The organism is Micromonospora sp. WMMC415 (assembly GCF_009707425.1).
Taxonomy (GTDB): domain Bacteria; phylum Actinomycetota; class Actinomycetes; order Mycobacteriales; family Micromonosporaceae; genus Micromonospora.
The window spans coordinates 104,347-126,576 of the sequence record NZ_CP046104.1 but is presented as its reverse complement, the minus strand read 5'-3'; the positions used below and the strand labels follow the sequence as shown (position 1 = coordinate 126,576).

Here is a 22,230-nt window from a genome sequence, read left to right as displayed (position 1 = left end):
GCTGATGAGCGCATTTGCGGCGGTTGACGTCATCCGGGCGAAGCGGGACGGGGGTGTGCTCTCCGACGCGCAGATCGACTGGGTCGTCGACGCGTACACCAGGGGTGTGGTCGCCGACGAGCAGATGTCCGCGCTGGCCATGGCGATCCTGCTCAACGGGATGACCGGCCCGGAGATCGCCCGGTGGACCGCTGCGATGATCGCCAGCGGCGAGCGGCTGGACCTGTCCGCGGTCGACCGGCCGACTGTCGACAAGCACTCGACCGGCGGCGTCGGCGACAAGATCACCCTGCCGCTCACCCCGCTCGTGGCGGCCTGCGGCGCTGCCGTGCCGCAGCTGTCCGGCCGCGGCCTCGGGCACACCGGCGGCACGCTCGACAAGCTGGAGTCGGTGCCGGGCTGGCGGGCGGCGCTGAGCAACGAGGAGTTCATCGCCCAGCTTCGCGACGTCGGCGCGGTGATCTGCGCGGCGGGGCCGGGACTCGCGCCGGCCGACCGCAAGCTGTACGCGCTGCGCGACGTGACCGGCACCGTCGAGGCGATCCCGCTGATCGCCAGCTCGATCATGAGCAAGAAGATCGCCGAGGGGACCGGTGCCCTGGTCCTGGACGTCAAGGTCGGCTCGGGCGCGTTCATGAAGTCCGTCGACCAGGCCCGCGAGCTGGCCCGCACGATGGTCGAGCTGGGCGGTGCGCACGGCGTCCGGACGGTCGCGCTGCTCACCGACATGTCCACCCCGCTGGGGCTGGCCATCGGCAACGCGGTCGAGGTGACGGAGTCGGTCGAGGTGCTGTCCGGCGGCGGCCCGGCCGACGTGGTCGACCTGACCCTGGCCCTGGCCCGGGAGATGCTCGACGCGGCCGGCCTGCCGGACGCCGACCCGGAGGCCGCGCTGCGCGACGGCCGGGCGATGGACGTCTGGCGGTCGATGATCCGGGCGCAGGGCGGTGACCCGGACGCCCCGATGCCCACCGCGCCGGAGATCGAGGTGGTGTGCGCCGACGCCGACGGCTTCGTCGCGGAGGTCGACGCGTACGCGATGGGGGTGGCCGCGTGGCGGCTCGGCGCGGGGCGCGCCCGCAAGGAGGACCCGGTGTCCGTGCCCGCGGGTGTGGTGCTGCGCAAGCGCCCGGGCGACCCGGTCCGGGCCGGCGAGCCCCTCTACGAGCTGCGCGCCGAGGACGCGAGCCGGATCCCGGCGGCGCGGGACGAGGCCGCCCGGGCGGTGCGGATCACGCCCGCCGCGCCCGACCCGACGCCGCTGGTGATCGAGCGGATCGACTGATCGCCCCCGGCGTTCCGATGCTCGGGACGGTGGGGCTATCCTCCCAGGCCAGGGGGGACGACCCGGCGTCGAGCCGGCACGAGCAGACGAGGATGATCCGTCGTGGCCGTACCTGCCCCCGATCCCCGCGCGGTACGTGAGGCGAGCCTGGACGAGCTGGCCCGGCTGGGCCTGCCGCTGCCGCCGTCGCAGTTCCCTCTCGTGTGGGAGCCCGGGGACGAGATCGAGCTGCGCCCGACCGGCGAGATCGAGGCGCGGATCGCGGTGCTGCACCTCATCCTGGCCCGTTGCTTCGGCATGCCGCCCCAGGCGGCGATGAGCTGGCTGCTCACCTCGCACCTGATGGAGATGGTCACGCCGCCGGAGTGGCAGTTCGTCACCGGCGGCAAGGGCGACCACCGCTCGTTCGTGCTGCACCACGACGCGCTGTTCGCACTGGCCTGGGTGCTCGGCCTGACCAAGCAGCTGGATCCCACGCTGCCGGTGGACGAGCGGCTGGTGGAGCGGATGCCGAACATCGCCGCCGGTGAGACGTTCGGGCGCTGGCGGACCCGGATCCTCGCCGCGCCGCAGCATCCCGCCGACGCGGCGGCCCTGCTCGACCTCCACTACTGCCTGGACTGGGCGTACCTGGAGGTGGAGCAGGCCGGTCGGGTGCCGCCCGGGCTGGTCGACGCGAACGCGATCGGGCAGCGCCGGTGGGCGCTGGAGTGGGCGGTGATCCTGCGCGGGCCGTACCACGACGAGCCCCCGGGCTGGGAAGAGGTGGACCTGTCCACCTGAGCGGAGCTCAGCGCGGCCGGTGGACGCCGAGCCGCACGGACACGGTCACCGGTACCGGTTCGGGCAGTGCGGTGATCCGGGCGGCGAGCCCGGCCGGGTCGGTGTGCCAGGCGCTGGGGCCCATGCCGACCAGCGTGGCCACCTCGGTGCGGGTCAGCGTCAACCGGGCCCGGTGCGCGGTGCCGGACTCCTCGACGAAGTGCCCGCCGAGGCTCTCGGCGACCCGTTCCGCCTTGGCCGGGTCCACCCGGAGCAGGTCGAGCGGGTCGACCAGTTCGGCGAGGTGGTCGGCGGCCGGGGTGACCACCAGCAGCGCGCCGGCCGGGTCGAGGACCCGGTGGAACTCGGCGCCGTTGCGCGGCGCGAACACGTTCAGCAGCACGGCGGTGGACGCGTCGGCCAGCGGCAGCCGTTGCCAGGTGTCGGCCAGGGCTGCCGCCGCGCGTTCGTGGGCGCGCGCCGCGCGGCGCAGCGCCGGCTTCGACACGTCGAGCGCCAGGCCGACGGCGTCCGGCAGCGCCGCCAGCGCCGCGGCGAGGTACCGGCCGGTCCCCGCCCCGGCGTCCACCAGCAGGGGGTACGACGTCGAGCCGGACCCGGGTGCCGCGCCGGGTCGGGATGCCGCGTCCGGCCCCTTTGCTCTGCTTACCCCCACGCAACGGCTTTCGGTAGAAACCGGCGCGTCGGTTGAAGCAGAGCAAAGGGGTTGGGCGGGGGTGCCGTGGGCAGCGCGGTAACGGGCGACGGCTGCGGTGGCAGCGCCGGCCAGGGCGGCGGAGATGAGGTCGTAGTGGCCGGCGGCGAGGAAGTCGGCGCGGGCGGCGACCATCTCGGCGGTGTCCCCGGCGTGCGGCGCCCGGCCGGCGAGCAGGTTCACGTAGCCCTGTCGGGCCAGGTCGAAGCTGTGCCGGCGGGGACAGCGCAGCGCGCGGGCGGTGCCGGCGGTGACCTCCGTGAGCGGCTCGCCGCAGACCGGGCAGCGCAGCCGGTCCAGGATGCGGGGATCCACGTCAGGCGCCGGCCCGGCTCGGGTGGTGGGAGAGCCGGCTGCCGGACCGGCGTGGTACACCCATGGCACCGATCCTATCGCCGGCCAGGGCGTGGTCGGGCTGTGACGTCGACCCATGCCCTAGGGTCTGACCATGGTCGCGACTATCCGGTACGAGGACATCGTCAAGGTCCCGAAGGCGCTGCTGCACGACCACCTCGACGGTGGCCTGCGGCCGGCGACCATCGTCGAGCTGGCCGCCGAGGTGGGGCACGAACTGCCCACCACGGACCCGGAAGCGCTCGGCCGCTGGTTCGTCGACGCTGCCGACTCCGGTTCCCTGGAGCGGTACCTGGAGACGTTCGCCCACACCGTCGCGGTCATGCAGACCGCCTCGTCGCTGCGGCGGGTGGCCCGCGAGTGCGCGCTCGACCTGGCCGCCGACGGCGTGGTCTACGCGGAGGTCCGCTTCGCCCCCGAGCAGCACCTGGAGCGGAACCTCACGCTGGACGAGGTGGTGGAGGCCGTCGTCGCCGGCTTCGAGGAGGGGAGCGCCCTCGCCGCCGAGGCGGGTACGCCGATCCGCGTCGGCACCCTGCTCACCGCCATGCGGCACGCCGCGCGGTCGCAGGAGATCGCCGAACTGGCCGTCCGGCACCGGGACACCGGCGTGGTGGGCTTCGACATCGCGGGAGCCGAGGCCGGGTTCCCGCCCACCCGGCACCTGGACGCGTTCGAATACCTCCAGCGGGAGAACTTCCACTTCACCATCCACGCTGGCGAGGCGTTCGGCCTGCCGTCGATCTGGCAGGCGATCCAGTGGTGCGGCGCCGACCGGCTCGGCCACGGCGTACGGATCGTGGACGACATCACCGCCGGCCCCGAGCCGGTGCTCGGCCGGCTGGCCGCGTACGTGCGGGACAAGCGGATCCCGCTGGAGCTGTGCCCGTCGTCGAACGTCCAGACCGGCGCCGCCGACTCGATCGCCGACCATCCGATCGGGCTCCTGCGGGACCTGCGCTTCCGGGTCACCGTCAACACCGACAACCGGCTGATGAGCGGCACCTGCATGTCGCGCGAGATGGCGCTGCTGGTGGACGCCTTCGGCTACGGCTGGCGCGAACTCCAGTGGTTCACGATCAACGCGATGAAGAGCGCCTTCATCCCGTTCGACCAGCGGCTGCGGATCATCGACGAGGTGATCAAGCCGGCGTACGCGAAGCTGATCGGCTGACCGGCCGCGCGCCCGGCGGTCAGGAACGGTGCGGGTGGCCGGCGAGCAGTCCGGCCACCCGGCGCAGCACCTCGCCCGCGCGGGCGGCCTCCGCGCCGAGGCCGGTCTGCCGGCGCAGCACCGCCGGCTCGGCGCGGAGCAGGGCCACACCGCGCCGGACCAGGACCCTGGGTGCCTTGCGCTGCTCGGCGAGGTCGCGGCTGAGCCGGCGGACGAAGGTCGCGCCCCGCGGCCGGCGGAGGGCGTACGCGCCGGCGAGCACCCCGCGGCGGCGGCACTCCGCGACGATCTCGGCGGCGAAAATCCCTTCGGCGATGAAAAGTGGCGATCCGGCTAGATCGAATGGCCGTGTGGCCACCTTGCGATCCTCCCCGATGGCATAGATCGGGACGTCCGCCCGACCCTCCCGGGCCAGCCGGACAATCGTCTCCACGGCTGCCCCGGCGTCCCACGAAGCGGGCGATTCCCAGTCGACCTGGCCGTTCAGGCGCGGCAACGTAGGGTCATCGCCGTTCTTGTAGAAGTCGTCCAGGCAGAGCACCGGCAGCCCAGTTCGTCGGGCTATGTACGACTTTCCGGAGCCGGAAGGGCCGGCGAGCAGGACAACGCGGTACGGGTGTTCCATTACCTTCAGTTACTCCGGCCAGACGGATTGCTATCAGATCGCAAGAACATCTCATCACACCCTCCGCGACGGCCAACCTGGGCTTTCCGTTTCCGAGACGGCGTGATGGAATCTCGGATGGTCCGACCCGCCGGGTCGGCCGCTGGGCGTTGCCCGAGGGTAACGCGGACGCTGCAAACGCGAGGGCGGTGACGTGAGCAAACGGCCAAAGACGGCAGGCTCTTTCCTGTCGCGTCTGCGCCGGCCGGCCGGTCGGCTCCGCGACATGCCGATCTGGTCCAAGCTCGGTCTCATCATGATCGTGCCGACCATCGCCACGGTCGTCGTGGGTACCAGTGGTCTGGTCGACCACCTGCAGACGCTCAACAACGCCAACCGGGCGGGTGACCTCACCAGCCTGGTCGGCCACTCGGGCGAGCTGGTCAACCGGCTGCAGGACGAGCGCAACAACGCCATCCGGCTCGTGGGCTCGCCGAGGAGCGCCACCGACGGGTTCCGGAAGGCGTACGAGCAGGCGTCCGTCGGTGTCGAGGAGGCCAAGGGGCCGTACTCGCGGCAGCGCGCCGAGGTCGAGGACCTGCCGAACAGCTTCGAGAACGAGCTGCGCTTCATCGACCGCGCCCTGACCGACCTGCCCGGCATCCGGAGCCAGGTCCTCAACCGCAAGCTCGACACCGCCCAGACGCAGCAGCAGTACGACGACCTGATCGCCAACCTGCTCAACGTGCGGGACTCGGCGACCCAGCTCGCCGGGGACCTCGAGCTGAGCGACCAGATGCGCGCCGCCACCGCGCTCGCCCGGCACAAGGAGTTCCACTCGCAGGAACGCTACGTGGTGCACATCTCGCTGAACCAGCGCCAGCTCACGCCGAACCTGCGCGACATCTACATCTCCACGTTCACCGGTCAGCGCCAGTGGCTGGAGACCTTCAACACGGTCGCCGGCCGGCCCGCGCGGGAGCTCTACCAGCAGACCGTGGCGGGCGCCGACCTGCGCGAGGCCCAGGGCTACCGGAGCAACCTGAGGGGCCTCTCCAGCGCGCGTGATCTGACCCAGGCCGGCTTCAACGCCAACCAGTGGGACAGCGCGATGGTGGCCGAGGCCGGCCTGATCCGGAAGGTCGAGGCGAGGATCGACGCCGACGCGGTCCGGCTCGCCGACGACATCCGGTCGGACGTGCAACGCCAGGTGTTCCTGGAGACCGGCCTGCTGCTCAGCATGCTGCTGCTGGCCATTCTCTTCGCGTACCTGGTCGCCCGCTCGATGGCCCGGTCGCTGCGCGACCTGCGTCAGGGCGCCCTCTCCATCGCCCAGTACGGGCTGCCCCAGGCCGTCGCCCGGCTGCGTGACCCGCAGGTGACCGGCCAGCTCACCCCGGTGCAGCTGGCCAACCAGATCGCCGAGCCGCTGCCGGTGCGCAGCAAGGACGAGTTCGGCCAGGTGACCGAGGCGTTCAACGCGGTCCACCTGGAAGCCGTCCGCACCGCCGCCGAGCAGGCCGCCCTGCGGGCGTCCGTCGCGACCATGTTCGTCAACCTGGCCCGCCGGTCGCAGATCCTGGTCGACCGGCTGATCGGTCACCTCGACCGGCTGGAGCGCGGCGAGGAGGACCCGGACCGGCTGGCCGAGCTGTTCCAGCTCGACCACCTGGCCACCCGGATGCGCCGCAACGACGAGAACCTGCTGGTGCTCGCCGGTGCCGACTCGACCCGTGTGCAGCGTGAGCCGGCCGCCCTGATCGACGTGCTCCGGGCCGCCCAGTCCGAGGTCGAGCACTACACGCGGATCGAGTTCGGGATCATCGACCGGGACATCGAGGTCGCGGCGCACGCCGTCAACGACCTGGTGCACCTCGTCGCCGAGCTGTTCGACAACGCCACGGCGTTCTCCCCGCCGGACTCGCAGGTCGTCGTCGAGGCCCGCCGGGTCGGCGACCGCGCTTCGCTCTACGTCGAGGACCGCGGCATCGGCATCAGCCCGGACCAGCTCCGCGAGCTGAACGACAAGCTCGCCACGCCGCCGCAGGTGGACGTGGCCGTCTCCCGGATGATGGGTCTGGTCGTGGTCGCCCGGCTGGCGTCCCGGCACGGCGTCAAGGTGGAGCTGCGGCCCGGTGCCGAGCGGGGGACCGTCGCGGACGTGACCCTGCCGACCGCGGTGCTGGTGCCCCGGGCACTGGCGGGCCGGATGCAGCCGTCGTCCGCGCTGCCGCCGGCCGCCACCGGCCCGGCCCCGACCTTCGGCGGCCCCGCCCCGGCCTTCGGTGCCCTGCCGGCGCTCGGGAACGGCCCGGCCGCGCCGGTGCCCGGCCCGCGCCCCGGCGAGTCCGGCAACCAGGTGACGCTCGGCGGCCGCCCGTTCGACCCGGCGCACCGCAACGGTGCCGGCACGCCCGCGGCCGCGGGCGCGGCCCGGGGGATGCCGGCCTGGTCGGACCTCACCGGGGCCACCCCGGTCGTCAACGGGGCCAACGGCGGTGACGCGTTCGCTCCGCGTACCACCAACGGCCAGCCGATCGACCCGCTGCCGCAGCGCCGCAACCAGGCGGACCCGGGCACCACCGGGCAGCAGCCGGCGATCCCGCGGCAACTGCCCAGCAGCCCGGAGACCCGCCCGTACTCGGCGCCGACGGTCCCGCCGGTGTCGGCCCCGCCGATTCCGTACTCTGCGCCGCCCGTCTCCAGCCCGCCGACCTCGGGCATGCCGATCTCCGCCTCCCCGGTGTCGGCCTCGCCGGTCTCCGGGCAGCCGATCTCGGCCGCCCCGGCGTCCGGTCAGCCGTACCCCACGCCGCTGCCCCAGCGTCCGGTCTCGTCGACGCCGGCCCCGAGCGCCTCCGCCCCGCCGGCCTGGCCGCCGGTGCCGGGTTCGACCCGCGACGCCGCGACCCCGGCGGTGCCGGAGCGGCTCGCCGCGGCGCTGGACATGACCACCGAGCTGCCCCGGGTGGCGCGCCCGGCAGCCGAACCGTCGGCGAACCCGACGCCGCAGCAGTCCGCGCCGGTGCCGCCGCAGGCCGGTCCCGCCGTCACGCCGTCGGCCCCGGTCACCCGACCGGCTCCGGCCACGCCGCCCGCAGTGGCGCGGCCGACCACGCCGCAGCCGGCCCAGAACCGGCAGCGGTACGCGGACGAGACGATGGAGCTGCCGATCTTCCGGGAGCTGGAGTCGGCCTGGTTCCGTACCCGTCGTCCGGGCCCGGAGGAGGCCGCCAAGGCGGCCGTGCCGAACGGCGGCGCCACGACCCAGCAGTTCGCCAGGGTCGAGGCACCGCCGCAGCAGACACGACCCGCAACGACAGGTAACGCACCGATGGCAGAGACCCCGACGTCCGGCGGCGCTCCGCGCCAGAACGGCTCGACGGCGAACGGGAACCGCACTCCCGCCGAGGGGCTGCCGCAGCGGCCTACGCCGCCGACCAGCGGCGGATGGCAGACCGCCGCCGACGACGGTTGGCGGGCCGCCTCGGCGGCCAGCGAGGTGCCGGTGGGGTCGACCACCCCCACCGGGCTCCCGAAGCGCACGCCGATGGCGCAACTCGTGCCCGGCGCGGTGGAGAAGCCCACGACGTCGGTGCAGCGGCGCACTCCCGAATCGGTCCGTGGCCTGCTGTCGGCCTACCACCGCGGTGTCCAGCGTGGGCGGAGCAACCCCTCCGACGGCAACTCGACCACCCCGGGGGAGACTCCGGGTGGGCAGTCCTCGCAGTCTGGCTCTGGCCCGGTGGCCGGGAGCGGGCAGAAGGAGCAAGAAGGATGACAACTACGCAGGATCTCGGTTGGCTGCTCGCCAACTTCGCCGACCGGGTGCCCGGAGTCGCGCACGCGGTCGCCGTGTCGGCGGACGGCCTGCTCCTCGCGGCCTCGCGGGACCTTCCGCGGGACCGGGCCGACCAGTTGGCCGCTATCTCCTCCGGCCTGGTCAGCCTCACCCAGGGTGCGGCCCGCTGCTTCGAGGGCGGTGCCGTTCTCCAGACGGTGGTCGAGATGGACAACGGCTTCCTGTTCCTGATGTCCATCTCGGACGGCTCGTCGTTCGCCGTGCTCGCCGCCCGCAGCTGCGACGTCGGCCAGGTGGGCTACGAGATGGCCCTGCTGGTCGACCGGGTGGGCGACGCGTTGACCCCGCAGCCGCGTGCGGCCGCGGGCATGCTGGGCTGACGTTCCGCTGACCGTGCGGTCGGCGGGGCAACGACAACGAGGGGTTCGACCGGCGCCAGCCGGTCCGGGGTACGAAGGAGGTGAGCGGGGACATGGCCGATCGTGACGAACCGACCGGCGCGTTGGTCCGTCCATACGCCGTGACCCGTGGTCGTACCCGCCCTCGACTCGACATCGCGATGGAAGCGCTCGTCGAGACGACGGTGCGCGGCCGGGCCGCTGCCAACGGCAACGGCGGTCATGGCCGCGAGCACCAGTACATCGCCGCGCTGTGTGACGGACGCGTGCAGTCGCTAGCCGAGATCGCGGCGCGGATGCAGCTACCGCTCGGTGTGGCCCGGGTGCTCATCGCCGACATGGCGACGGATGGCCTGGTCGCGGTCCACGAGCCGACCATTCTGGACGACTCGGACGACGCGGTGGGCACTGAACTGCTGGAGAGGGTGCTGAGTGGACTTCGCAGGCTCTGACATGTCGCGCCCGCCGACCGCGAGCGGGCGCGTGACGTCGGCGAAGATCGTTATCGCCGGTGGATTCGGCGTCGGTAAGACGACGCTGGTCGGCTCGGTCTCGGAGATCACGCCGTTGACCACGGAGGCGATCATGACCTCCGCGAGCGTGGGCGTCGACGACAACCGGCAGGTGCCGGGGAAGACGACGACCACGGTGGCCATGGACTTCGGTCGTATCACGATCGACCGTGACCTGATCCTGTACCTGTTCGGTACGCCCGGTCAGACCCGGTTCTGGTTCATGTGGGACGAGCTGGTCCGCGGTGCCATCGGCGCGGTCGTGCTGGTCGACACCCGCCGGCTCGCCGACTGCTTCGCGGCGATCGACTTCTTCGAGCACCGGCGGCTGCCGTACCTGGTGGCGATCAACTGCTTCGACGGCATGCAGTACCACGACCCGCAGGACGTCCGGGACGCGCTGGCCATCTCCAGCGACGTGCCGGTGGTGGCGTGCGACGCCCGGAACCGGGAGTCGACCAAGCACGTGCTGATCTCGCTGGTCGAGTACGTGCTCACCATGCGCCGGTCGCGGGCCGTCGCCCGGGCCTGACGTTCGCCCGTCCGCGCCCGGTGGTGGCTTCGGCCGCCACCGGGCGCGACGTGCTGTCCGGGTACGGCCGACCGGACCGGGTGGCCGGCGGCACGGCGCCGAACGCTGACCGTCCCGCACCCGGCTGCTCACGTCCACCCGGGCGCGACCACGCGCACTCCAGGCCTCGCGTGCGGCCTTGCGGACACCCGACGCGGCCCCGGCTCTGCCCGGCACACTCGGCCCCCGGTCAGGCCCGTGGACACACGACGAGGCCCCCGGGCTCTGCCCGGGGGCCTGCTGCGTCGTCAGTGTCCGGTCAGGACCGGTAGCCGGCGGACCGGTACTCGTACTCCCGGTCGTCGTCGCGGTCGCCGGTGTCGCGGCTGAAGTCCCAGCCGCCGGCGGCCTCCCGGCCCGGGCGCCCGCCCACCGCGAAGCCGCCGATCTCCTGCCCGCGACGCCAGCCGCGGAAGTAGCCGGTGGTGTTCTCGGCGAGGCTGGCGGCGTCGCGCACGATCCGCAGTGGACGCTCGTCGCGCAGCGGCGAGCCGGGGACGAGGTTCGCCTGCGGCACCCGCTTCGGCAGGCCGGCGGTGGTCTCGGAGCCGATCGCGGGCTTGGCGGCCTGCTCCGCCGCCTGCCAGCCGCTGTCGTCCAGTGAGGACCAGTTGAACTCGGTCGACTCACCGTGACCCACGAACCACGCCGACTTCGCCTGGGCGAAGATCAGCAGGTCACCGTCGCCGTCGTCGGACACCGGCGGGGGCCGGTGCTCCACCGGGGGCGCCGGCCGGTGCTCCACCGCCGGCGTACGCGGAGCGGGCCGTCCGTTGCGGGGCTCGTCGCGGTCGACGAGCCGCAGCGGCGGCGTCTCCAGGCCCGGGCCGGCCGCCGGGCCCTGCCCGTTGCGCAGGGCCCGGTCGGCCAGCGGCGGCGGCTCGACCAGGCGCAGCATCGGCGGTTCCTGGGGGAGGTCGTCGGCGAGCCAGGGCGGGGTGACCCGACGCTCCGTGCCCGGGTCGGTGGGGGCGTCGACGCCGCGCCCGCCGTACGAGCCGACCACCGGGTTCCGCGCCGAACTGTCGCCCGGGTCCTGCGGGTTGTTGACCAGCGGCCAGTTGGCCCGGGAGCCCGGGGTGGCCGGTTCCTGGCCGGGACGCGGCGTGGGCACCGGCACGCTGAGGTCGGTGGCGCTGAAGCCGCCGGCCGGGGCGGGCGGCGCGGTCGTGGTCTTCGGCCGGGGCGGGATGACCGTGCGCTGCCGCTCGGCGCGCGCGTTCTGGATCGCCGCCGTGGTCAGCGTCGGCCGGAACGGTTCGCCGGCCTCGGCCGGAGGCACCGAACCCCGCTGCGTCGGGGCGATGGGCGTGATGCCGGGAGGCGGGGGCGGCGGCGCCGAGATCGGCCGGTTCGTCGGGCCGTCGATACGGCTGGGCGACGCCTCGGGGCGGGCGGGCGGTGCGGAGACCGGCGGGCCCGCGAACGCGGCGGGGGCGACCGGTGCCGGAGCCACCGGCGGCGGCGCCACCGGTGCCGGCGCGACGGGGGGCGGACCGAGCGGCCGGGGAGACGGGGGCGGGGTCGCGCCGGAGACCGGTTCCGGGCGGGCCCGGCGGGCGCCGGTGGCCGGGCGGGCGGGCTCGGCCGGGCGCACCGCGCGCAGCGTGGCGCCGCTGGCGGCCGGGGTCAGCTCGCCGACCGGCTCGCCACGGCGGGCGGCGGCGCGACGGCCGGGCGCCGGAGGGCTCACCCGGTCGTCGAGCGCGCCGACCAGCGCGTCGCACCCGAGGTCACACGCGCGTACGGAGGCGACGGCCTGCCGGACCGTCTCGGCCACCGCGGCGGTGAGGGCCCGGTTGACCGTCGCCCGGCGGGGCGACTCGGAGATGGCGACCCGCAGGGCGGTCACCGCCGCCTCGATCTGGTCGGTGTCGGCGACACCGTCGGCGGCGAGGTCCGCCGCGACGCGGTCGGCCGTGTCGTCCCGGCTGCGGCCGACGGCGGTCAGTAGCCCCGGCTCGGGAAGGGCGTCCAGGACCGCGAGTGCGACCGGCTCGGCCGGGTCGGGGTACGCGCGCAGCGCGGCCGGGTACAGCTCGCGCAGCACCTCCCGCAGGGCCACCGCCGCAGAGTGCCGGCCGTTGGCGAGCGCGGCGTGCGCCGCGAGCACCTGCTTGTAGCCGGCGAGGTCCCGGGGGGCGGGCAGGGTGACGGCGGAGAGCGCTCCGGCCTGGAGGGCACGGGCCAGGCCGACGGCCCGCCGCTCCGCCGGGGGCGACTGCATCTCCTCCAGGGAGTCGTCGTCGGCGAACCGCTCGGCGAAGTCGTCCACCGAGTCGTCGTCGGCGATGGCGAGGGGTCGGCCTGCCGCGCTGAGCAGCGAGGTGACCGTGTGGTCGTCGCTGTCGGCGGCGATCGCCGCACCGCTCGGCCCGCCCGACCGCTCCACGAGCAGCGTGACCAGCCGGGCGTAGCCGGCGGGGTCGTCGCTGATCTCGCAGACATGCAGCAGACGGCCTGCGTCATCGACCACAGCGGACGTCAGCGTCGAACCGGCTGAAGCCGGTCGGTCGGCCGGATCCGCCGAGGCCAAACCGCAGTACACGCGCACGAGCGCCACGGCGTCGTCCTCCTCCCGGGACACAAGGTCTTCTCTGCCAGAGACTGATGCTCCCTGGTACGGGTCAGTCGCGCCAGTCCACGACAGCAGAGATCTTGCCGACAATGGTGCGCCAACCCAAACTTGCGGTTTGTGCCCCGATTTTCTTCAACCGACGCCGGCCGAGGAATCCGCCGATCCCCCCGTTGACAGAGGCCCGCAGTGCCTCGTCCAGATCGTCGAGGCTGGACCCGGCGGAGAGCATGTCCAGCACGGCCGGTAGCCGCAGTGCGTACGAGATGTCACGAGCGATCTCGCCGGCTTCGATGAGCAGCGTGGGATCCCAGGCGTCGTGCCCGCCGCGCAGGTTCTCCACCACCAGGTCGAGCTCGTAGATGTCCTCGTCGAGCGGGGCGATGTCGGCCGGTTCCACCCGTTCGGACAGTTCATGCCAGCTGTCCAGTTGAGACAGGTCGTTGGGCGCACCGGACCGGACGAAGCTGACCAGTGACTCCGGGGTCTTGAAGAGCAGCAGCCGGCCCTTGTGGCTGAGGAAGACCGGCACCTCCTCGTCGTCCGCCTCCTCCTCGGCCGCCTCGGCCTCGGCCTCGTCCTCCGTCTCACCCTTGCCGCCGCGGCGGGCCTCCCGGGCCTCCTCCTCGTCGCTCTCGGCGAACTCCTGGGCGACCTCCTCGTCGAGGATGACGACGCTCTCGTCGTCCTCGTCCTCTTCCGTCACCACCTGACGGCGGGCGAGGAAGGGGTCGTCCTGGTCCCGCTCCTCGACGTCGGTCGGGGTCAGCTCCCGGGCCGGCCGGTACGCCCGAAGGGTGTAGCCGGTGCCGGCGGGCAGGGCGATCTCGACCGGGTCGATCCGCAGTTCCTCCCAGAGTGCGCGGGCGGCCTCGGCGGACTCGGTTGCGGTGCCGGACTCGGCCGGGCCGTCGAGATCGGGCTCGTCGGCGTCGGACCGGTGAGGCGACTGGCGGGCCACGCTGACCTCCGTGTGCTTCGGGCTGCCCACCCGCCGGGCTCCTCCGGCGAGTGACTACGCGCACATACCCTAGTGGGCGACCCGGGCGTCCCGGTGTCCGCACCCCGGTGGCGGTCCGGCCGGACGACAAGTAGCGTTGCTACGTATGAAGGCCCAGGCGCTGCACGGACACCTCGACGCACTGCTCCTGGCGGTGCTCGAACAGGGACCACTGCACGGCTACGCCATCATCGAGGCGCTCCGCAGCCGGAGCGACGGCCACCTCGATCTGCCGACCGGCACCATCTATCCCGCGCTGCGCCGACTGGAGCGGGCCGGCCACGTCGCGAGCACCTGGAGCACCGTCAACGGCCGGGAGCGGCGGACGTACCAGTTGACCGACGCGGGCCGCCGGGCGCTGGCCGGTGAGCGGTCCGGCTGGCGCGAGTTCAGCTCCACCGTCGGCCGGTTCCTCGACGCGGACGCGCCACCCACCACACCCGCCTGAGGAGCGCCCTTCCCGGCGGCGGTCAGCGGACGGCGTGCACCCAGCCCCGGGCGGCGCGACCCAGCCAGAGGAAGCCGGCGGCCACCAGCACCGCACCGATGATCATCGGCGGCCAGGTGAGCGCGCCGTCCCAGAGCCCGACCGACCAGCCGAAGAGGGCAGCGCCGGCGAGCCCGCCGAGGGCGAGCAGACCGGTCAGGCCGGCGCCGACCAGCCGGTCGACGACGGGACTGCGCCGGCGTGCGCCGGCCACCAGGACGCCCAGCCCGCCGAGCACCGCGGCGGTGAACCAGAGCCAGTCCATCGACGCCGACAGCAGCAGGTAGCCCGCCGGAGGCCGGGGGCCGTCGCTCCAGCTCGCGCCGCGCCAGGTGAGGTCACCGGCGGCGATGCCGGCGGCGGCCACCGCGAGCACCCGCCAGGCCAGGCCGCGCAGCGCGCCGACGGCCAGCTCGGCCTGGTACGCCGGGGCGAGCTGCGCCGGCGTGCCGAACTCGGCCACCGCCCGGCGGCGGGCCTCCGCCGCCGGCAGCCCGTCCTCCCGGTACGCCTCGACGGCGTCCAGCAGCCCGTTCCGCGCCTCGGTCAGCAGATCGGCCTTCAGCCTGCTCGGCCCACGCAGCCGCTCCTCCAGCGCCCGCAGCCGCTCCTCAACAAGCACCTCGTCGCCGCCCCGCATGCCACCACCCTGCCACGACCGGCCGCCCCGTGCCGTCCGGGACATCCCTGGGCCGACCCGGATCCGGCGTGTGCGGGGACGGTCAGGGAAGGGGGCCGAGGGCGAGGTAGCCGCGCTCGGCGGCCTCCTGGAGGAGCCACTGGTCCCGGTACCAGCCGGGCAGCGCGACCAGGTCGGCGTGCCGGCCGCGCTGCGCCACCCGGCCGGAGTCCAGCACCAGGATCTCGTCGAACCCGTCGAGTCCGCGCAGGCGGTGGCTGATCAGCAGCACGGAGTGCCCCGCCGGGGTGGCGGCCAGGACGGAGTCGAGCACCGCGTCCGCCGCCGTCGGGTCGAGCCCCTCGGTCGGCTCGTCGAGCACCAGCACCGGGGGCGCGGCGAGCAGCGCCCGTGCCAGGGCCAGGCGCTGCCGCTGGCCGCCGGAGAGTTGGCCGCCCTCCTCGCCCACCACGGTGTCCCAGCCGTCCGGCTGTGCGCGTACCCAGTCCAGGAGGCCGGCCGCGGCGGTGGCCGCGGCCAGGTCGTCCTCGCCCGCGCCGGGCCGCCCCAGCAGCAGGTTCTCCCGGACGGTGGCGTGGAAGACGTACGCCTCGGCGAGCAGACCCCCGACGAGCCGGGGCAGCGCCTCGGCGGGGTACGCCGACAGGTCGCGCCCGTCCAGGTCGACCCGACCCGAGGTGGGCCGCACCGAGCCGGTCAGGACGGCGGCGAGGGTGCTCTTGCCCGCGCCGCTGGGCCCGACGACGGCGACCCGCCGACCGGGCGGCAGGTGCAGGTGGAAATCGTGCAGGGCGGGCGCGGCCGCGGCGCGGTACCGGACGGTCACGTCCTCGAACCGGACGTCGGGGGCGGCGGCCGGGGTGGGCGTGGTCGGTGTCGGGGCCGGGGACGCCACGTCCTCGCTCTCGTCGAGCAGGGCGGCGACGCGGCTCAGGCCGGCTCGCAGACCGGTCCACTGGCGCGCCGCGCCGACCAGGGCGAGCGCGATCTCGACGGCGGCGAGCGTGCCGACGGCCAGCACACCGACCAGCACGCCGTCCACTCCGGCCGCCAGCGCCACCAGCACGACCGCGCCGGCGGTCAGCCCGCCCACCAGCACACCCGCCGCGTCGACGGCGAACCCGGTCGCGGCCAGCCGCCGTTCGAGCCGGGCCAGCCGCCGGGCCCGGTCCGCGGCCACCCCCAGCGCCTGCCCGGTGGCGCCGAAGGCGGCGAGGTCGGCGGCGCCGTGGGTCAGGTCGACCGCGTCGGCGGCCAGGGCACCGCGCAGCGGCGCCAGCTCGGCGGCGGCGTGCCGGGTGAGCGCGGTGGCCAGGGCCGGCAACGCGACACCGGCGAGCAGCAGGCCGGCCGCGAGCGCCCCGGCGGCGGCCGGGGAGACGAGGGCCGCCGCACCGACGGCGACCACGCCCACCAGGCCCGCGGCGGCGGCCGGTACGACGACCCGCAGCAGCAGGTCCTGTACGGCCTCGACGTCGGAGACCAGCCGGCTCAGGGCGTCGCCGGAGCGCTGCCCGGCGCTGTCCCGGCGGGCGGCCAGGGCGGCGAACACCCGGGCGCGGACGTCGGTGACCAGCCGCAGCACCGCGTCGTGCCCGGCCAGGCGTTCGGTGTAGCGGAGCACGCCGCGCCCGATGGCCAGTGCCCGGACGGCGACGATGGCGACGGTCAAACGGTCCAGCGGTGGCCGCTCGGCGGCGGACATCAGCAGCCACGTCGCCGTGGCCATCAGGGCCAGGGCGGCGAACTCGGTGGCGGCGGCGAGCAGGCCCGCGCCGACCAGCCGGTAGAGGTACGGGCGGGCCAGGCGCAGCACGGTGCGCTCCGGCGCGTTCACGGTGTCACCTTCCCGGCCGGGGCCGGGGTGAGCTCGGTGACCCGCCCGTCGGCGATCCGCAGGATGCGGTCGGCGTCGGCGAGCAGCGCCGGGCGGTGCGCGACCAGCAGCGCCGTCCGGCCGGAGATCAGGGCGCGGGTGGCGTCGAGGACGGCTGCCTCGCTGGCCGAGTCGAGTCGTGCGGTGGGCTCGTCGAGCAGCACCACGGGTGCGTCCCGCAGGAACGCGCGGGCCAGTGCCACCCGCTGCCGCTGGCCGCTGGAGAGGCCGTGCCCGCGCTCGCCGAGCATGGTGGCCAGACCGTCGGGCAGTGCGGCGACGACGTCGTCCAGCGCGGCGTCGCGGACCGCGCCGGCCAGTGCGGCGTCCGGGACGTCGGAGGAGCCGAGCCGGATGTTGTCGGCCAGCGAGGCGGCGAAGAGGTGGGCCCGCTGCGGCACCCAGGCCAGGTGCCGGCGCCAGGCGTCCAGGTCGGCGCCGGCCAGGTCCGTTCCGCCGACGGTGACCCGGCCGGCGGTCGGCGTCACGAAGCCGAGCAGGAGGCCCAGCAGGGTGCTCTTGCCGGCGCCGCTCGGCCCGACGACGGCGATCCGCTCGCCGGGCCGGATGGTCAGCGTGACGTCGCGCAGGGCGATGGTGCGGTCGTACGCGACGGTCACCCCCTCGAACCGGATCTCACCGCGCCCGTCCGGCACGGCCGCGCCCGCCCGGGGCCCGCCGGCCGGCGCGCCCTCGGCGAGCGTGAGCGCCTCGTCCAGTGCGGTGAGCCCTTCCATGCTGGCGTGGAAGCGGCTGCCGGCGGCCCGTAGCGGCAGGTACGCCTCCGGGGTGAGCAGCAGCACCAGCAGCGCGGTCTGGAGGGTGAGCCCACCGCCGAGCAGCCGGATGCCCACCGGCACCGCGACCAGCGCCACCGAGAGGGTGGCGACGAGTTCCAGAACCAGCGCGGAGAGGAACGCGATGCGCAGGGTCTTCATGGTCGCCGTGCGGTGCCCGTCGGCCATCCGGCGGACCACCTCGGTCTGCGCCCGCGCCCGCCCGAAGGCCCGCAGCGTGGGAAGCCCGGCCACCATGTCCAGGAAGTGGCCGCCGAGCAGGGAGAGTCGTCGCCACTGCCGCTCGGTCGCCGCCTGGGCCTGCCAGCCGAGCAGGGCGCCGAAGATCGGGATGAGCGGCAGCGTGACCGCGATGATGAGAGCGGAACTCCAGTCGGCGAGGAAGATCCGGGCGAGCACCGCCACCGGCACCGTCACGCTCAGGACGAGTTGGGGCAGGTAACCGGTGAAGTAGGCGTCCAGCGCATCCAGGCCGCGGCCGGTGAGCGTGGCGAGCTGGCCGGCGCGCTGCCCGGCCACCCAGGTCGGGCCGTGCCGCCCGACCGCGTCGAGCAGGTCGACCCGCAGCTCGGCCTTGACCGTCGCCGCGGCCCGTGCCGAGACCGTGCCCTGCGCCCAGACCAGCAGCGACCGGGCGGCGACCGCCGCGACGAACCCGGCCAGCGCCGGCCGGTCCAACCGTCCCTCGAAGGCGGTGGCGAGCAGCGCCGCGAGCGCGGTCGCCTGCGCCACCACCAGACCCGCGGCGAGCACGCCGAGCAGTGCGAGCACGGCGAGGTCGCGCCGGGCCGCGGGGACCCGGCGCAGCAGACGCGGGTCGAAGGGACGGCGGTTCACCAGTACACCGGTGCCCTGCCGTCGGTCCGTCCCCGGAACACCCACCAGCACATCGCCTGAAAGCCTAGTAGGGCCGGCAGAAGCGGCACCGTCAGCCAGCCCAGCAGGCGCAGGGTGGGCCCGCTGGCCGCCGCGTCGGTCACGGTCAGCGACGCGCCGGGATCGACGGTGGAGACCAGCGCGTACGGCCAGAGCGTCGCCCCGACCAGCGCCACCGGCACCGCGAGGGCCGTGGCGGTGGCGGCGAACGCCACCCCGGGCCGCCGCCGGGCGAGCGCGAGCCGGGCGGTCAGCAGGGCCGCGACCAGCAGCGCCAGCAGGAGTACGCCCACCGCTGGCTGTTGCGCGGCGGCGCGTACCCGGTCCGAGAGCAGGCCCACGACGGCGGCGGTGCCGACGGCGGCGAGGGCCACCGGGACCAGCCCGCGGGCCAGCCGGGCCAGCGGCTCGGCGTCGGTGGCCGGCAGGCGGAGAGTGAGGAAGGTCGCGCCGTGCACCGCGACCAGGGCGACCACCGCGAGCCCGACGGCGGCCACGAACGGGGTGAAGAGGTGGGTCACCCCGGCGACGTGGCCGTCGGCGTGCAGCGGTACGCCCTGGAGCAGCCCGGCGAGCACGGCGCCCCAGCCCAGCGCGGCGAGCAGGCTGCCGACGAGCACCACCCGGTCCCAGGTGGCGCGGGCGCGGTCACCGGCCGGACGGCTGCGCAGCTGCACTCCGGCGGTCACCAGGATCACGCCGGCCAGCGCCCCGACCACGGCCGGGTAGAGGCCGGCGAGCAGTTCTCCCTCCAGCAGCGGGAATGCGCCGAACAGGATGCCGACGGCCGCGACCAGCCAGACCTCGTTGCCGAGGAAGAACGGGCCGACGGCGTTGAGGGCGGCGCGCCGGCTCGCCGGCCCGGTGCGCCGGGCGAGCAGCAGCCCGACTCCGTAGTCGTAGCCGCCGAGCACGAGGTAGGCGGCGAAGAAGGCACCGAGCAGCGCGTACCAGGCGAGTTCCACGGTCGTCTCCCTCAGGCGAAGGCGGGTTCGGGGCGGGGGTCGGCCGGCGGTTGCTCCGGCCGGCGGCCGAGAGCGGGATCGACGGCGCCACCGGCGGCGTGCCTCGCCAGCAGCACCCAGTTGGTGACGGTGAGCGTGCCGAGGAGCAACGTGAAGCCGATGAGGGAGGCGAGCATCACCCCGGGGCCGACACCGGAGACGGCCTGGTCCGTGGGGAGCAGCCCGTACGCCACCCAGGGCTGCCGGCCGACCTCGCGGGCGATCCAGCCGAGGATCGCCGCGACGAAGGGCAGCGGCAGGGCGAGCAGCAGCAGCCAGAGCGGGAAGCGGAGCCGGATGATCCAGTCCCGCCAGAGCAGCGGCAACAGCAGCCAGAGCGTGCCGAGGCCGAAGCCGATGAGGATCATGAACCCGAGCCCGACGCTGGCCAGCGCCGGCGGGGTGTAGTCGCCGGGGCCGAACCGGGCGGTCCACTCGGCCACCAGCGCGTCCGCGCCCGGGCCGCCGCCGAACTTGGTCGGCTGCACCTCGCCGACCGGCCCGAACTGGGCGAACCCGAAGCCCTGCACCAGGGTGATCGACAGCGCGGCGGTGACCAGGCCGATCCGCAGGGCGGTGCGGTGGAGCGCGAAGTCGGGGGTGCGCCGCAGGAGGTGCCCGGCGCTCACCGCGGCCATCAGCATCCCGCCGACGAGCAGGGACGCCGCGATCACGTGCCCGAGCGCCATGCCGAGGCTCGGGTTGGTGAGCAGGGCGGTGAAGTCGGTGAGGTGCGCGATGCCGTCCCGGACCTCGTACCCGACCGGGTTCTGGAGCCAGGAGTTGGCGACCATGATCCAGAACGCGGACGCGTACGCGGTGATCGCCACACCGTAGAGCAGTGCCAGGTGGACGCCCCGGCGGAGCCGGTGCCAGCCGAAGATCCACATGCCGAGGAAGGTCGACTCCAGGAAGAAGGCGACCAGGGTCTCGATGGCGAGGGGCGCGCCGAAGACGTTGCCCACGTAGCGCGACAGCCCGCTCCAGTTCAGCCCGAACTGGAACTCCATCACGATGCCGGTGGCGATGCCGAGCACGTAGTTGATCACGTAGAGCTGGCCCCAGAAGCGGGTCAGCCGCTCGTAGACCGGCTTGTCGGTGAGCACCCAGGCGGTCTGCAGGCCGACCAGCAGCGTGACCAGCCCGAGCGTCACCACCACGAAGAGGAAGTGGATCGACGTCGTCGTAGCGAACTGGAGGCGGGCGAGGAGCAGCGTGTCCATGGTCGGCCCTCCCGATGATCGGCTGCTGTCGTAGAGAGCCTACACGTAGTCTGACTACCTATAGCCGCTACTACGTAATGTCGTAGGGAACTCTACGACATTACGTAGTAATCGTGGGGGTCGGTCGGCCGGTCGAGACCGCCGGCGCGCCAGGCTCAGCTGAGGAAGAGGGAGACCGGCAGGGCGGCCAGGGTCGACGCCACGCTGAGCGCCGCCGCCCCGATCAGCCGGGACGGCCGGCCCGAATCCAGCAGGCGCTGCACCCGGACGTCCAGGTCCCGGTCGCCCATGCCGAGCGTGCCGGCCGGCGTGATCCGGGCGCCGGCGGCCGCGAAGCGGCGCAGCGCACCCGCCAGGGGCGCCTCGTCGTGCAGCTCACGGGCCTTGTCGTCGGCGCGCATCTCGACCAGCAGGGCGACCCGCTCGTGCGCGTCACGCACCCACCCGACCCACGGCAGCGCCCGGCAGAGCGCGGTGAACGGCAGCAGCACGAGGTCATGCCGCTCCTGGGCGTGCGCCCGCTCGTGGGTGAGCACAGCCGCCAGCTCGGCCCGGTCCAGCAGGTCGAGGGTGCCGGCGCTCACCACCACGCGGGGCCGCACCCCCGGCAGGCAGTACGCCGCAGCGCTGGGGTGGTCGAGCACCAGCGCCCCCGGCACGGTCGGGTCCCGGCGGGCGACCAGCGTCAGCAGGTCGCGGTGACGGCGCTGGGCGCGGACGGCGGCATGCACGCTGCGGACGGTCGTGGTCAGCAGCACCGCCCCGATGCCGAAACCCACGCCGACCAGCCCCAGATGGATCGCGCCCACCCCGACCGGCAGGGTGCCGTCGCCCAGGTCCGTGGCGAGCGCCCACAGGGCGCTGCCGGTCGGCCGGTCGTACGCCGCCAGGCCCAGGGCGATCGGCAGGCCCATCGCGGAGAGGCCGACGGCCAGCCCGACCGCCTGCCAGCAGAGGATCGCGACCCGGGGGCTGTGCCACGTCCACCTCGAGCCCGCCAGCACCTGCGCGGTGAGCCAGCAGGCCAGCACCGAGACGCCGAAGTGCACCGCGTAGGACATGGCCCCGCCCCTACCGGTCCGCCGCCTCGTCGGCCAGGCGTACCCGCCCGGCCCGGTCGGTCGTGGGAGTCTCGACCCGCTGGGTGAGCGGCCCGGCGTCAGCCGGCCCGGTGCCCTCCGCCGGGGTGGCGGTGTCGCTCCGACCGGCCTCGGCGCCGAGCGCCGCGCGCAGCACGTCGGCCTCGGTGCCGGTGACCGAGCGGGCGAAGCGCACCAGCGCCGCGTCCCGGCTGCCGCCGAGGTCCAGCGCGTCGAGCATGAGCTGGGCGATGTGCGCCTCGCGGCTCCCGGCGGCCCGGTACCGCCAGGCCCGCCCCTCGCGCTCGCGCTGCACCATGCCCTTGCCCGCGAGCCGGTCCAGCACCGTCATCACGGTCGTGTACGCCAGCTCCCGCCCGGCCAGGGCGTCGGCCACCTCGCGCACGGTGACGCCGTCCGACGTGGCGGGGACCGAGTCCCACAGCACGTCCATCACCGCACGTTCGAGATCACCGAGCCGAGTCACGCCACAATC

General features: G+C 74.5%; 18 protein-coding genes and 1 pseudogene. 8 read left to right on the top strand and 11 right to left on the bottom strand.

All coding sequences use genetic code 11. The features are described 5' to 3' along the window. Window positions 1-4: 4 nt before the first annotated feature. Both GKC29_RS00585 and GKC29_RS00580 read left to right on the top strand, forming a co-directional pair. Window positions 5-1,285: a thymidine phosphorylase gene (locus GKC29_RS00585; protein ID WP_155328945.1), complete on the top strand. Its 1,281-nt coding sequence runs from the start codon at window positions 5-7 to the stop codon at window positions 1,283-1,285. Window positions 1,286-1,387: 102 nt separating this feature from the next. Then, window positions 1,388-2,068, top strand: coding sequence for a DUF4272 domain-containing protein (locus tag GKC29_RS00580; RefSeq protein WP_155328944.1), 681 nt, complete (start codon window positions 1,388-1,390; stop codon window positions 2,066-2,068). A 7-nt stretch (window positions 2,069-2,075) separates the two neighbouring features. Here GKC29_RS00580 and GKC29_RS00575 read toward each other — a convergent pair whose 3' ends face one another. Then, on the bottom strand, window positions 2,076-3,077 hold the full coding sequence (locus tag GKC29_RS00575; RefSeq protein ID WP_155328943.1) for a putative RNA methyltransferase: 1,002 nt from the start codon (window positions 3,075-3,077) through the stop codon (window positions 2,076-2,078). A 133-nt stretch (window positions 3,078-3,210) separates the two neighbouring features. On the opposite strand from GKC29_RS00575, the gene GKC29_RS00570 reads away from it, so the two are divergent. Next, entirely contained in the window at window positions 3,211-4,290 is a 1,080-nt protein-coding gene (locus GKC29_RS00570) for an adenosine deaminase (RefSeq protein ID WP_155328942.1), read from the top strand. Window positions 4,291-4,309: 19 nt separating this feature from the next. Here GKC29_RS00570 and GKC29_RS29735 read toward each other — a convergent pair whose 3' ends face one another. Then, window positions 4,310-4,648 carry a hypothetical protein gene (locus GKC29_RS29735; RefSeq protein ID WP_230688864.1) on the bottom strand — a complete coding sequence of 113 codons (339 nt, stop codon included), beginning with the start codon at window positions 4,646-4,648 and terminating at the stop codon, window positions 4,310-4,312. A gap of 460 nt (window positions 4,649-5,108) precedes the next feature. On the opposite strand from GKC29_RS29735, the gene GKC29_RS00560 reads away from it, so the two are divergent. The 4 genes from GKC29_RS00560 to GKC29_RS00545 all read left to right on the top strand — a co-directional run bounded on the left by GKC29_RS00560 (window position 5,109) and on the right by GKC29_RS00545 (window position 10,138). Continuing rightward, complete coding sequence (locus GKC29_RS00560; protein WP_155328940.1) at window positions 5,109-8,675, top strand: sensor histidine kinase; 3,567 nt, start codon at window positions 5,109-5,111, stop codon at window positions 8,673-8,675. Next, on the top strand, window positions 8,672-9,076 hold the full coding sequence (locus tag GKC29_RS00555) for a roadblock/LC7 domain-containing protein (protein ID WP_155328939.1): 405 nt from the start codon (window positions 8,672-8,674) through the stop codon (window positions 9,074-9,076). The genes GKC29_RS00560 and GKC29_RS00555 overlap by 4 nt, the downstream gene beginning before the upstream one ends. 92 nt (window positions 9,077-9,168) lie before the next feature. Further along, on the top strand, window positions 9,169-9,546 hold the full coding sequence (locus GKC29_RS00550) for a DUF742 domain-containing protein (protein WP_155328938.1): 378 nt from the start codon (window positions 9,169-9,171) through the stop codon (window positions 9,544-9,546). A gap of 1 nt (window position 9,547) precedes the next feature. Next, window positions 9,548-10,138: an ATP/GTP-binding protein gene (locus GKC29_RS00545; RefSeq protein WP_155328937.1), complete on the top strand. Its 591-nt coding sequence runs from the start codon at window positions 9,548-9,550 to the stop codon at window positions 10,136-10,138. Window positions 10,139-10,436: 298 nt separating this feature from the next. Here GKC29_RS00545 and GKC29_RS00540 read toward each other — a convergent pair whose 3' ends face one another. Beyond that, window positions 10,437-12,764 (bottom strand): transposase, encoded by a 2,328-nt coding sequence (locus GKC29_RS00540; RefSeq protein ID WP_155328936.1) that lies wholly within the window; start codon window positions 12,762-12,764, stop codon window positions 10,437-10,439. A 40-nt stretch (window positions 12,765-12,804) separates the two neighbouring features. Continuing rightward, entirely contained in the window at window positions 12,805-13,743 is a 939-nt protein-coding gene (locus tag GKC29_RS00535; RefSeq protein WP_155328935.1) for a DNA primase, read from the bottom strand. A gap of 115 nt (window positions 13,744-13,858) precedes the next feature. On the opposite strand from GKC29_RS00535, the gene GKC29_RS00530 reads away from it, so the two are divergent. After that, on the top strand, window positions 13,859-14,200 hold the full coding sequence (locus tag GKC29_RS00530; RefSeq protein WP_155328934.1) for a PadR family transcriptional regulator: 342 nt from the start codon (window positions 13,859-13,861) through the stop codon (window positions 14,198-14,200). Between the two features lie 22 nt (window positions 14,201-14,222). Here the strand turns inward: GKC29_RS00530 and GKC29_RS00525 are convergent, their stop codons facing one another. The 7 genes and pseudogenes from GKC29_RS00525 to GKC29_RS00495 all read right to left on the bottom strand — a co-directional run bounded on the left by GKC29_RS00525 (window position 14,223) and on the right by GKC29_RS00495 (window position 22,221). Beyond that, window positions 14,223-14,879 (bottom strand): permease prefix domain 1-containing protein, encoded by a 657-nt coding sequence (locus GKC29_RS00525; RefSeq protein ID WP_155328933.1) that lies wholly within the window; start codon window positions 14,877-14,879, stop codon window positions 14,223-14,225. An 82-nt stretch (window positions 14,880-14,961) separates the two neighbouring features. Continuing rightward, window positions 14,962-16,710 (bottom strand): annotated as a pseudogene (gene cydC, locus GKC29_RS00520) (thiol reductant ABC exporter subunit CydC); the annotation flags it as partial. A 2-nt stretch (window positions 16,711-16,712) separates the two neighbouring features. Continuing rightward, on the bottom strand, window positions 16,713-18,389 hold the full coding sequence (gene cydD / locus GKC29_RS00515) for a thiol reductant ABC exporter subunit CydD (protein WP_155328931.1): 1,677 nt from the start codon (window positions 18,387-18,389) through the stop codon (window positions 16,713-16,715). Next, window positions 18,386-19,393 (bottom strand): cytochrome d ubiquinol oxidase subunit II, encoded by a 1,008-nt coding sequence (locus GKC29_RS00510; protein WP_155328930.1) that lies wholly within the window; start codon window positions 19,391-19,393, stop codon window positions 18,386-18,388. The genes cydD and GKC29_RS00510 overlap by 4 nt, the downstream gene beginning before the upstream one ends. An 11-nt stretch (window positions 19,394-19,404) precedes the next feature. Further along, entirely contained in the window at window positions 19,405-20,655 is a 1,251-nt protein-coding gene (locus tag GKC29_RS00505; RefSeq protein WP_155328929.1) for a cytochrome ubiquinol oxidase subunit I, read from the bottom strand. A 155-nt stretch (window positions 20,656-20,810) separates the two neighbouring features. Then, window positions 20,811-21,716 (bottom strand): M56 family metallopeptidase, encoded by a 906-nt coding sequence (locus GKC29_RS00500; RefSeq protein ID WP_155328928.1) that lies wholly within the window; start codon window positions 21,714-21,716, stop codon window positions 20,811-20,813. A 10-nt stretch (window positions 21,717-21,726) separates the two neighbouring features. Next, the gene (locus tag GKC29_RS00495; protein ID WP_155328927.1) at window positions 21,727-22,221 is read right to left on the bottom strand and encodes a BlaI/MecI/CopY family transcriptional regulator; all 495 of its coding nucleotides are present in this window, start codon (window positions 22,219-22,221) and stop codon (window positions 21,727-21,729) included. Between the last annotated feature and the right edge of the window lie 9 nt (window positions 22,222-22,230).

Bases quoted from the DNA above. Each gene is read 5' to 3' on its own strand.
- GKC29_RS00585 (WP_155328945.1), top strand. From the start codon at position 5: ATGAGCGCATTTGCGGCGGTTGACGTCATCCGGGCGAAGCGGGACGGG.
- GKC29_RS00570 (WP_155328942.1), top strand. From the start codon at position 3,211: ATGGTCGCGACTATCCGGTACGAGGACATCGTCAAGGTCCCGAAGGCG.
- GKC29_RS00555 (WP_155328939.1), top strand. From the start codon at position 8,672: ATGACAACTACGCAGGATCTCGGTTGGCTGCTCGCCAACTTCGCCGAC.
- GKC29_RS00550 (WP_155328938.1), top strand. From the start codon at position 9,169: ATGGCCGATCGTGACGAACCGACCGGCGCGTTGGTCCGTCCATACGCC.
- GKC29_RS00545 (WP_155328937.1), top strand. From the start codon at position 9,548: ATGTCGCGCCCGCCGACCGCGAGCGGGCGCGTGACGTCGGCGAAGATC.
- GKC29_RS00530 (WP_155328934.1), top strand. From the start codon at position 13,859: ATGAAGGCCCAGGCGCTGCACGGACACCTCGACGCACTGCTCCTGGCG.
- GKC29_RS00525 (WP_155328933.1), bottom strand. From the start codon at position 14,879: ATGCGGGGCGGCGACGAGGTGCTTGTTGAGGAGCGGCTGCGGGCGCTG.
- GKC29_RS00505 (WP_155328929.1), bottom strand. From the start codon at position 20,655: ATGGACACGCTGCTCCTCGCCCGCCTCCAGTTCGCTACGACGACGTCG.
- GKC29_RS00500 (WP_155328928.1), bottom strand. From the start codon at position 21,716: ATGTCCTACGCGGTGCACTTCGGCGTCTCGGTGCTGGCCTGCTGGCTC.